The 9,857-nt window shown below is 72.5% G+C and carries 10 protein-coding genes; 8 read left to right on the top strand and 2 right to left on the bottom strand.

Going from position 1 to position 9,857, the window contains the following annotated elements; translation table 11 throughout:
- A partial coding sequence (hemB, locus tag ASF38_RS02175) for a porphobilinogen synthase (RefSeq protein ID WP_082480404.1) occupies positions 1–955 on the top strand: 955 nt, incomplete at its 5' end.
- 129 nt (positions 956–1,084) lie between these two features.
- On the opposite strand, the gene ASF38_RS02170 is transcribed toward hemB, so the two are convergent.
- Positions 1,085–2,311 (bottom strand): lytic murein transglycosylase, encoded by a 1,227-nt coding sequence (locus tag ASF38_RS02170; RefSeq protein ID WP_055963974.1) that lies wholly within the window; start codon positions 2,309–2,311, stop codon positions 1,085–1,087.
- Between the two features lie 206 nt (positions 2,312–2,517).
- Here ASF38_RS02170 and hemL point away from each other — a divergent pair, with 206 nt between their 5' ends.
- The 7 genes from hemL (at position 2,518) to ASF38_RS02135 (ending at position 9,564) form a co-directional block, all read left to right on the top strand.
- Complete coding sequence (gene hemL / locus ASF38_RS02165) at positions 2,518–3,891, top strand: glutamate-1-semialdehyde 2,1-aminomutase (protein WP_055963977.1); 1,374 nt, start codon at positions 2,518–2,520, stop codon at positions 3,889–3,891.
- A complete protein-coding gene (locus ASF38_RS02160; RefSeq protein ID WP_055963980.1) occupies positions 3,888–4,544 on the top strand; it encodes a histidine phosphatase family protein in 657 nt (218 codons plus the stop codon). The genes hemL and ASF38_RS02160 overlap by 4 nt, the downstream gene beginning before the upstream one ends.
- A 3-nt stretch (positions 4,545–4,547) precedes the next feature.
- Positions 4,548–5,132 (top strand): TlpA disulfide reductase family protein, encoded by a 585-nt coding sequence (locus ASF38_RS02155; protein WP_082480253.1) that lies wholly within the window; start codon positions 4,548–4,550, stop codon positions 5,130–5,132.
- Positions 5,129–5,875 carry a cytochrome c biogenesis CcdA family protein gene (locus ASF38_RS02150; protein ID WP_055963986.1) on the top strand — a complete coding sequence of 249 codons (747 nt, stop codon included), beginning with the start codon at positions 5,129–5,131 and terminating at the stop codon, positions 5,873–5,875. The genes ASF38_RS02155 and ASF38_RS02150 overlap by 4 nt, the downstream gene beginning before the upstream one ends.
- Positions 5,875–7,533: a cytochrome c biogenesis protein ResB gene (locus ASF38_RS02145; RefSeq protein ID WP_055963988.1), complete on the top strand. Its 1,659-nt coding sequence runs from the start codon at positions 5,875–5,877 to the stop codon at positions 7,531–7,533. The genes ASF38_RS02150 and ASF38_RS02145 overlap by 1 nt, the downstream gene beginning before the upstream one ends.
- Positions 7,530–8,480 carry a c-type cytochrome biogenesis protein CcsB gene (ccsB, locus tag ASF38_RS02140; protein WP_055963991.1) on the top strand — a complete coding sequence of 317 codons (951 nt, stop codon included), beginning with the start codon at positions 7,530–7,532 and terminating at the stop codon, positions 8,478–8,480. The genes ASF38_RS02145 and ccsB overlap by 4 nt, the downstream gene beginning before the upstream one ends.
- 142 nt (positions 8,481–8,622) lie before the next feature.
- Entirely contained in the window at positions 8,623–9,564 is a 942-nt protein-coding gene (locus ASF38_RS02135) for a DUF559 domain-containing protein (protein ID WP_056573345.1), read from the top strand.
- 44 nt (positions 9,565–9,608) lie between these two features.
- Here the strand turns inward: ASF38_RS02135 and ASF38_RS19560 are convergent, their stop codons facing one another.
- Entirely contained in the window at positions 9,609–9,842 is a 234-nt protein-coding gene (locus tag ASF38_RS19560) for a PLD nuclease N-terminal domain-containing protein (RefSeq protein WP_369815157.1), read from the bottom strand.
- Positions 9,843–9,857 lie beyond the last annotated feature (15 nt).

Raw genomic sequence — 9,857 nt, 5'->3', positions numbered from 1 at the left:
CCGGCCGCGCCGTCTCCGCACGACGCCCGCCATGCGGGCGCTCGTGCGTGAGACGCGCACGGAGCCGTCCCAGCTGGTGCTGCCGATGTTCGTGGCCGAGGGCCTGCGGGAGCCGCGGCCGATCGCGAGCATGCCCGGCGTCGTGCAGCACTCGCGTGAGTCGGCACGGCGTGCCGTGCGCGAGGCCGCCGACCTCGGCCTCGGGGGCGTCATGCTGTTCGGCGTCCCCGAGCACAAGGACGCCGAGGGGTCCGGGGCGCTGGCGGCCGACGGCATCCTCAACATCGCCCTCGCCGACGCGCGCGACGAGGTCGGCGACGACCTGCTCGTGATGGCCGACCTGTGCCTCGACGAGTTCACCGACCACGGCCACTGCGGCGTGCTCGACGACCACGGGCGGGTCGACAACGACGCCACGCTCGAGATCTACGGGCGGATGGGCGTGGCGCAGGCCGAGGCGGGGGCCCACCTCGTGGGTCCCAGCGGCATGATGGACGGCCAGGTCGGCGTCGTGCGGTCCGCCCTCGACGCGGCCGGTCACACGGACGTGGCGATCCTGGCCTACGCGGCCAAGTACGCGTCCGCCTTCTACGGACCGTTCCGCGAGGCCGTCGACTCCTCGCTGCAGGGGGACCGCAAGACCTACCAGCAGGATCCGGGCAACGCCCGCGAGGCGCTGCGCGAGACCCTGCTCGACGTGGCCGAGGGTGCCGACATCGTGATGGTGAAGCCGGCACTGGCCTACCTCGACCTGGTCTCGCTCGTGCGCGCGCACGTGAGCCTGCCGGTCGCCGCGTACACGGTCTCGGGGGAGTACTCCATGGTCGAGGCCGCCGCCCAGCAGGGCTGGATCGACCGCGACCGCACCGTCGACGAGACGATCACGTCGATCCGCCGCGCCGGCGCCGACATCGTGCTGACGTACTGGGCCGCCGAGCTCGCCCGTCGCGCCTGAGACCTCCGGGTCCGGAGGTGCCGTCGTCGCGACGACGCGCTCCGCAGCGCCCCCGTCCCGTCGCGGCGGGTGGGCCAGGAACGACGAAGCCCCCGGTCGTGGGACGACCGGGGGCTTCGAGCAGGGCGATCAGCCCTTCGTGTACTTGTCCATGCAGGTCTTGAACCGAGCAGCGTGGGTGCTGAGCGGGAGAGCGGAGACCTCGAGCGCGCAGCGCAGGTTGGCCTCGGTGGCCGAGAGCAGGTCCGTCACCGGCTTGGTGACGGGTGCCAGGGGCGTGTTCTCGACCGCGCCCTGGACGGCACCGCCGACCGTGGAGCCGCCACCGCCGGAGGACCCACCCGTGGACCCGCCGGTCGAGCCCGTGCCACCGCCGGTGGAGCCACCGGTGGACCCGGTCCCGCCGCCGGTCGAGCCGCTGCCGCCGGTCGATCCGCTTCCCGATCCGCCCTTCGACCCGCCGGACGCCTCGCTCTGGCGGACCTTCTTCTCCTTCTTGGCGGCGTCGGTGCGCTGGGCCGGCGTGAGGGTCTGGTCGAACGAGCGGCTGGTGAGGACCGAGCCCGTGGAGGTGCCGTTGGGAGTGGCGGTGAAGTCGCCGCCGGCGTAGGCCTTGCTGATGCTCAGCACGAGGTCGACGTAGGAGGAGGAGTTGTTGTAGCGCCGCACGGCCGCTGCCGCGTCGCCCTCGTCGGAGAGGTCGCCGCTGCCGGAGCACAGGTAGATGCCCGACGCGGTGGCGGCGTCGTTGATGTTCTGGGGGTCCTTCTTGCCGTCACCGTCGGCGTCGACGCCGACCGAGCGCCAGGTGCCGGGGATGAACTGCATCGGGCCGACCGCACGGTCGTAGACCGAGTCTTTGTCGAGCGCGCCGTTGTCGCTGTCGGTGATCTTCGCGACGCCGTCGCGGCCGTCGAGCGGGATGCCGTAGATGCCGGGCTTGGCCACGCCCTTGGAGTCGAGCGCGTTGCCGCCGGTGCGGCCGTGGTTGGACTCGACGCGCCCGATCGCGGCGACGAGGTTCCAGGGCAGGTTGCAGGAGGCGTCGGCCTTGGCGAGCAGCGTCTCGGCGCGACGGTAGGCGTAGAGCGCGGAGGACGGGATGCCGTTGGTGGACAGCGTGGCCAGGGTGCCGGAGGCACCGGCGCGCGAGTCGACGCCCGCGGGCTCGGCCTGGACGCTGGCCGGCTTCTCGAACGCCGTGGCGGGCACGTCGGGGACCTCGTCGGCGCTGACCCGGTCGTCCGCCGTGGCGAGACCGGAGTTGCTGATGGCGGCACCCCAGGCGACGACGAGCAGGCTCATCGGCACCAGGGCGCTGGCCTTCTGCCAGCGGCTGAGCTTGCGTGCTCCCATGCGTCTCGTCCCTCCCGTGACAGCGTGGCTCGCGTCACAGTAAACAGATGTTACCTGCTGGTGCGTCCCCGCAGGTGTGGCCCTCGTCTCACCAACGAGACGGATCACCGCAAGGTTACGGCGAACGAGGGACGACGGCATCCCTCTCCCGGGGTGGAAGGGGGCGTGGGGCCTCCTCCTCGGGCACGGCTTGAGACACTGGATCCATGGCCCCCACTCCCGTGTCCCAGCAGTGGTTCGACCGCGCCGTGCAGGTCTCGCCCGGCGGTGTGAACTCCCCGGTGCGAGCGTTCCGTGCGGTGGGGGGCACCCCGCGCTTCATGGTCTCGGCCCAGGGGGCCTGGCTGCGCGACGCCGACGACACCGAGTACCTCGACCTCGTGGGGTCCTGGGGCCCGATGCTGCTCGGCCACGCGCACCCCGAGGTGATCGCCGCGGTCACGGCCGCGGCGGCCCGCGGCACCTCGTTCGGCACGCCCAGCCCGCCCGAGGTGGAGCTGGCCGAGGAGATCGTCGGCCGCGCTCCCGTCGAGCAGGTCCGGCTGGTCACGTCGGGCACGGAGGCGACCATGTCGGCCATCCGCCTGGCCCGCGGCTTCACCGGGCGCAGCCGGGTGGTCAAGTTCGCCGGCTGCTACCACGGGCACGTCGACTCCCTCCTGGCCGAGGCCGGGTCGGGCGTGGTCACGCTCGGGCTCCCCGGCTCGCCCGGGATCCCCGCCCACGTCACCGCCGACACGATCGTGCTCCCGTTCAACGACCGCGACGCCGTGGCGGCGGCGTTCGCCGAGCACGGTGCCGACATCGCATGCGTGATCACCGAGGCCGCGGCCGGGAACATGGGCGTCGTGGCGCCCGAGCCCGGGTTCAACCGCTTCCTGTCCGAGACGTGCGCGGCGCACGGTGCGCTGTTCGTGAGCGACGAGGTGATGACGGGGTTCCGCGTCACGCGCTCCGGGCACTGGGGCCTCGACGGGGCGGTCGAGGGATGGCGGCCCGACCTGCTGACCTTCGGCAAGGTCATGGGCGGCGGCTTCCCTGCGGCGGCCTTCGGCGGTCGCGCCGACGTCATGTCGCTGCTGGCGCCGAGCGGTCCGGTCTACCAGGCCGGGACCCTCGCCGGGAACCCCGTGGCCTCCACGGCGGGACTCACCACGCTGCGCCTCGCCGACGACGCGGCCTACGCCCGCCTCGACGACTGGTCGGCCCAGGCGCGCGACCTCGTGTCGTCGGCGCTCGACGAGGCCGGGGTCCCGCACGTGGTGCAGAACGTCGGCAGCATGTTCAGCGTGGTGTGGGGGCTCACCGAGCCGGTGCGCGACTTCGCGGGCGTGCAGCGCCAGGAGACGTACCGCTACACCGCGTTCTTCCACGCCATGCTCGACGCCGGGGTGTACCTGCCCCCGAGCGCCTTCGAGTCCTGGTTCGTCTCGGCGGCGCACGACGACCGCGCACTCTCTAGGATGGCCGAGGCGCTGCCCGCCGCCGCTCGTGCTGCTGCCGCAGCGACGCCGGCCCCCCAGGAGGCAGCCGCTCCGTCATCGGTAGAGCCGTCGACCATCGCAAGGACCCCCTCATGAGCGAACGCACGATCGTCCACCTGATGCGCCACGGCGAGGTGCACAACCCCGAGGGCGTCCTCTACGGCCGGCTCCCGGAGTTCTACCTCTCCGACCTCGGTCACCAGATGGCCGTCAAGGCAGCCGACTTCCTGTCCAAGCACGAGATCGTCCACCTCGTGTCCTCGCCCCTCGAGCGCGCCCAGCAGACCGCCGCGCCGCTCGCGACCCTGCTCGAGGCCGAGGTGACGATCGACCCGCGGGTCATCGAGGCCGACAACCTCTTCGAGGGCCGCACCGTCGGGGCGGAGCCGAGGGCGCTGGCGCACCCGAAGAACTGGTGGCTGCTGCGCAACCCGTTCCGTCCCTCGTGGGGCGAGCCCTACCAGGACATCGCGACGCGCATGCGGGCCGCCGTGGCCGACGCGCGCGACGCCGCCCGCGGCCACGAGGCGGTCATCGTCTCCCACCAGCTGCCGGTCTGGATCGCCCGCCAGGCGTTCGAGCAGAACTCGTTCGTGCACGACCCGCGCAAGCGGCAGTGCACGCTCGCCAGCATCACGAGCCTCACCTTCGACGGCGACGACTACGTCGGCTTCACCTACGCCGAGCCCGCGGGCGACCTGCTGCCCGACGACCTCAAGGCCGGCAAGAAGTTCGTCGGAGGCGCCTGACCCGTGACCCGATCCTTCCCCCGGCGAGGTGGCGTGCTGCTGCTCGTCGTGACCCTCGCGGTGCTCGCCGGCTGCTCCGGTCGCGGCACCGAGGGTTCCACGGGCGGCTACGTGAGCGGCAGCCGCTTCGTCAGCCTCGTGCCGGTCGACGAGCGTGAGGAGGCGCCCGTCCTGGAGGGTGAGGACCTGGAGGGCGAGACGATCAGCTCCGCCGACTTCGCGGGCAGGACGCTGGTGGTGAACGTGTGGGGCTCGTGGTGCCCGCCGTGCCGCAAGGAGGCACCCGTGCTGCAGGGTGTCGCGGAGCAGTACGCAGACCAGGGCGTGCAGTTCCTCGGGCTCAACGTGCGCGACCAGACGGCCGCGGCGCGGGCCTTCGAGAAGCGCATCGGCACGACCTACCCGAGCATCGTCGACACCGACGGTCGCCAGCAGCTCGGGTTCGCCGACAGCCTGCCGTCGCAGGCCATCCCGACCACCTGGGTCATCGACGCCGAGGGCCGGGTGGCGGCGAGGATCATCGACCCCGACCTGCGTGCGTCCACGCTCTCGGGCGTCATCGACGACGTGCTGACGAGCCGGTCATGACCGACTGGTTCGCCGACACCGTCCTGTCGGGGTCGCTGCTGCTCGCGGTGCCGGTGGCCGTGGTGGCCGGCCTGGTGTCCTTCTTCTCGCCGTGCGTGCTGCCGCTGCTGCCCGGCTACCTGTCCTACGTGAGCGGCGTGGGCGTGCAGGACCTCGAGACGTCGGGCCGGTCGCGCCTGCTGCTCGGCTCCGTGCTGTTCGTCCTGGGCTTCACGGTCGTGTTCGTGGCCGGCGGTGCCCTGTTCGGCGCGGTGGGCCAGCAGCTCTACGACTACCGGCGGCTGATGTCGATCGTGCTCGGCCTGGTGGTGATCGTGCTGGGCCTCGTGTTCAGCGGCGTGCTGCCGGTGCTGCAGCGCGAGGTGCGCGTCCACGCCGTGCCCGCCGTGGGCGTGGCCATCGCCCCCGTGCTGGGCGTCTTCTTCGGGCTGGGGTGGCTGCCCTGCATCGGCCCCACGCTCGGTGCGGTGCTCACGCTCGCCAACACCGAGGGCACGCTCGAGCGCGGCGCCTTCCTGACCTTCACGTACTGCCTCGGGCTGGGGCTGCCGTTCGTGGTCGCGGCGCTCGCCTTCGGCCGCTTCATGGGTGCCGTCCGCTGGGCCCGCCGCCACCAGCAGACGCTGCAGCGGGTCGGTGGCGGGCTGCTCGTCGTCGTGGGGGTGCTGCTGGTGACCGGTGTGTGGGACGCCCTCGTGACCGACCTGCAGACGTGGGCCGGCGGCTACGGGGCGGCGATCTGATGGCCCGCGAACCTCGTGAGCGCCCCGACCTGGCGCCTGCGCTCGGCACGGTCGAGACCCTGCGGTGGGCGTGGCGCCAGCTCACGTCGATGCGCACGGCGCTCCTGCTGCTCCTGCTGCTCGCCGTGGCCGCGATCCCGGGCTCGATCGTCCCGCAGCGCGGTGTCGACGCCCGGGCGGTGGAGGCGTTCCAGGCCCGGCACCCCGACCTCACGCCGTGGCTGGAGCGGCTCGGCGTCTTCCACACCTACACGTCGCCCTGGTTCAGCGCGATCTACCTGCTGCTCATGGTGTCGTTGGTGGGCTGCATCCTGCCGCGCACCCGGGTGTACCTGAAGGCGGTCCGCGCCCGTCCGCCCAAGGCCCCGCGCAACCTCGAGCGCCTGCCCGCGTCGGCGGTGTTCGAGACCGACGCCGACGTCGAGGAGGTGCTGGCCGTCGCGCGCGAGACGCTGCGTGGCCCGCGCCTGCTGCCCACGCGCATCGACGTCGTGCGCGGGGGTGCCGGGCCGGGGGCGGCGAACGACGCCGGCGGGGGTGCCGGGCCCGGGGCGGCGAACGACGCTGCCGAGGTCCGGGCGGAGCGCGGCTACCTGCGCGAGCTCGGCAACCTGGTGTTCCACACGAGCATCGTGGCGGTGCTGGTCGGCGTGGCCGTGGGGGCGCTGTTCGGCTACCGGGGTGCGGCGATCGTGACGCAGGGCGACGGCTTCGCCAACGTGCTCACCCAGTACGACGAGTTCTCCTCGGGTGCGCTGTTCGACACCGACGACCTGCCGCCGTTCTCGCTGCAGCTGGACCGGATGGTCGCGCGGTTCTGGACCGAGGGCCCGCAGCGGGGTGCGCCGCGGCTGTTCGAGGCGTCGGGCTCCTACCGGGCCGGCGTCGACGGCGCGGAGAAGCCGTACGAGATCCGCGTCAACCACCCCCTGGCCGTCGACGGCACGTCGGTGTTCCTCGTGGGCCAGGGCTACGCTCCCGTCATCAGGGTCACGGACGCACAGGGCGACGTCGTGTTCGACGGGGCGGTCCCGTTCCTGCCCGCGGACGGCACGTACACCTCCAACGGCGTCATCAAGGTGCCCGAGGCCCAGCCGGAGCAGCTCGGCTTCCAGGGCTTCTTCCTGCCGACCGCGGTGTCGGACGGCACGGAGGAGGCGTCGATCTCGGCCTTCCCCGGCGCCGTCAACCCGCTGCTCGGGCTGTTCGTCTTCCACGGCGACCTCGGCATCGACGACGGGCTCCCGCAGTCGGTCTACGTGCTCGACAAGGAGAACCTCGAGCAGTACAAGAACGCCGACGGGTCGAACTTCCGGGTGAGCCTGAGCCCGGGCCAGGAGGCCGACCTGCCCGACGGCGGCACCATCGAGTTCGTCGACCTGACCCTCTTCGCCCGGTTCCAGATCGCGTCGACGCCGTTGGTGTGGCTGCCCCTCGGTGGCATCAGCATCGGCATCGTCGGGCTGGTGCTCTCGCTGGCGATCCGCCCCCGGCGCACCTGGGTCCGGGCCCGTCGGGACGGCTCACGTACCGTGGTGGAGGTCGCCGCGCTCGACCGCGTCCCCCGGGACGACCTCGGCACGAGCCTCGACGAGCTGCTCGAGCGGCTGCGCAGCGGGCTCGGTGACCGGACCGATCCGCAGAAGGAGACCCGATGAACCTCGCCGACTACGCGCAGGTCTCGAACTACGCCATCGCCTCGGCCACGGGCATCGTCGCCCTGGCCTTCCTCGCGCACGTCGCCGAGTGGGGCTTCGCACGGCGCAGCGCGCCCGCGTCGGCCCAGGTGCCGGTCACCGCCGGTGCCCCCGCCGGGACGGTCGCCGACGACGCGCCTGCCTCGCCCGAGGAGTCGCCGAGCCGTCCCGACGTCCTCTCGTCGATCGCCTACTCCCTCGCCGTGCTCGCGAGCGTCGTGCTGGTCGTCGGCATGGTCTCCCGCGGGCTCGCGGCGCAGCGGGTCCCGTGGGGCAACATGTACGAGTTCGGCGTCGGCGGTGCCCTGGTGGCGCTCGTCGTCTACGTCGTCGTCGCGCGGATCTCGCCCATCGAGTGGCTCGGTGGCATCGTCACGGGCTTCGCGCTGGTCGTGCTCGGGATGGCGTCGTCGACGTACGTGCCGGCCGGACCGCTCGTGCCCGCCCTGCACTCCTACTGGCTCGTCATCCACGTGGCCGCGGTCATGATCGCGGGAGCCTTCTTCCTGCTCGGCACGGCGGCGTCGGTGCTGTACCTCGTCCGCGCCCGCGCCGAGGAGAACGGCACCGTCGGCCCGACGCTGTCGCGGTTCCCGACCGCCGCCGTGATGGACCAGCTGGCCTACCGCGTGATCGCCGTGGGCTTCCCGCTCTGGACGTTCGGCGCCCTCATCGCGGGCCCGATCTGGGCGCACTACGCCTGGGGCCGCTACTGGGGCTGGGACCCCAAGGAGGTCTGGGCGTTCATCACCTGGGTGGTCTACGCCGGCTACCTGCACGCCCGTGCCACGGCCGGCTGGAAGGGCAAGCGCGCCGCGACCATCGCGATCGTCGGCTTCGCCACCTTCCTGTTCAGCTACTACGGCGTCAACCTCTTCGGCTCCGGCCTCCACTCCTACGCCAAGTAGCCCCGACCAGTCCCCACGTTTCGGACAGTTGTGGGGCACTCCGGCCGGTGAAAGTGCCCCGCAACTGTCCGAAACGTAGGGACGTGCCGGTTGTCCACAGGGGTGCGTTGCCCTGCGACCGGGGTGCGGCCACGGTGGGGCGATGGACCTGCCCACCGACCGACCGTTCACCGTGAGCGAGGCAGCGGCGAGCGGGGTGACACGCGACGTCCTGCGGAGTCGCCGGTTCCGTCGACTGCTGCACGGCGTGTACGTCGGAGCCGACGTCGCGCTGACCCTGCGGGTGCGGCTGCTCGCGGTGCTCCTCGTGCTCCCTGACGACTGCGCGGTGAGTCACCGCACCGCGCTGGCCCTCTGGGGACACGACACCAGGGGAGCGGGACTGGAGCTCTCCACCCGCACCGAGCTGCGTACCCGTCTGCCCGGGGTCGTGCTGCACCGTCGACTGCACCCCATCCAGACCGTCGAGCGCGACGGCCTCCGGGTGACGACGCCGGAGCGGACCTTCGTCGACTGCGCGACCCGGCTCGGGATCGTCGCGCTGTTCCAGGCGGCGGAACACCTCCTGCGGACCGCCACGACGAGGAACGTCCTGGACACCTTCTGCTGGACCCATCACCTCCATGGCGTGGTTCGCGCACGGCGAGCGATGGCCCTGGTGCGGGAGGGAGCGGAGTCACCCATGGAGTCCCTGCTCCGGCTCATGCTGGTCTTCGCACGGTTGCCGGAGCCGCGGGTCAACGTCGACGTCCGCGACGCACAGGGCCGGTTCGTCGCGCGGGTCGACCTCCTGTACCCGCGCTGGAAGGTGGTGGTGGAGTACGACGGGCGGCACCACGAGACCGACGCTCGCCAGTGGGCACGTGACCGGTGGCGACGGGAGGCGCTCGAGGCGCTCGGCTACCGGGTCATCGTGGTTGCGGCCGCCGACCTGGCCGAGCCACGGCAGATTCCGTGGCGCGTTCATCGCGCCCTGGTCGAGCGCGGCTACGACGGACCGCGTCCGGTGACGAGCGTCCAGTGGCTCCGCTGGTTCACTCGGGCTCCCGTTGTGGACACTTCCGGGGCACGACGAGCCGCCTGACCCACCCGCAACTGTCCGAAACGGGGAGACGGACGGGGGCGGGGTCAGAGGCCGCGGAGGTAGTCGGGGTCGTCGTCGGGGCCGCGGGTGGGCGGGCGGCCGCCGGGCCAGCCGTAGCCGGAGTCGCGGGGCGGGCGGCCCTTGCGGGGCTGCGAGCCCAGGAACACCCAGGCGAGCGGTCCGACGAACGGGACCAGGATGGCGACGAACCACGCCGCCTTCGGCAGGCCGCGGACCTGCGAGCGAGGGGTGGCGATGAGGTCGAAGAACGCGTACACGAGCAGGACCACGCC

It is taken from the genome of Aeromicrobium sp. Leaf272 (assembly GCF_001422865.1).
Taxonomy (GTDB): Bacteria; Actinomycetota; Actinomycetes; order Propionibacteriales; family Nocardioidaceae; genus Aeromicrobium.
This window is presented reverse-complemented; position numbering and strand designations above follow the sequence as displayed.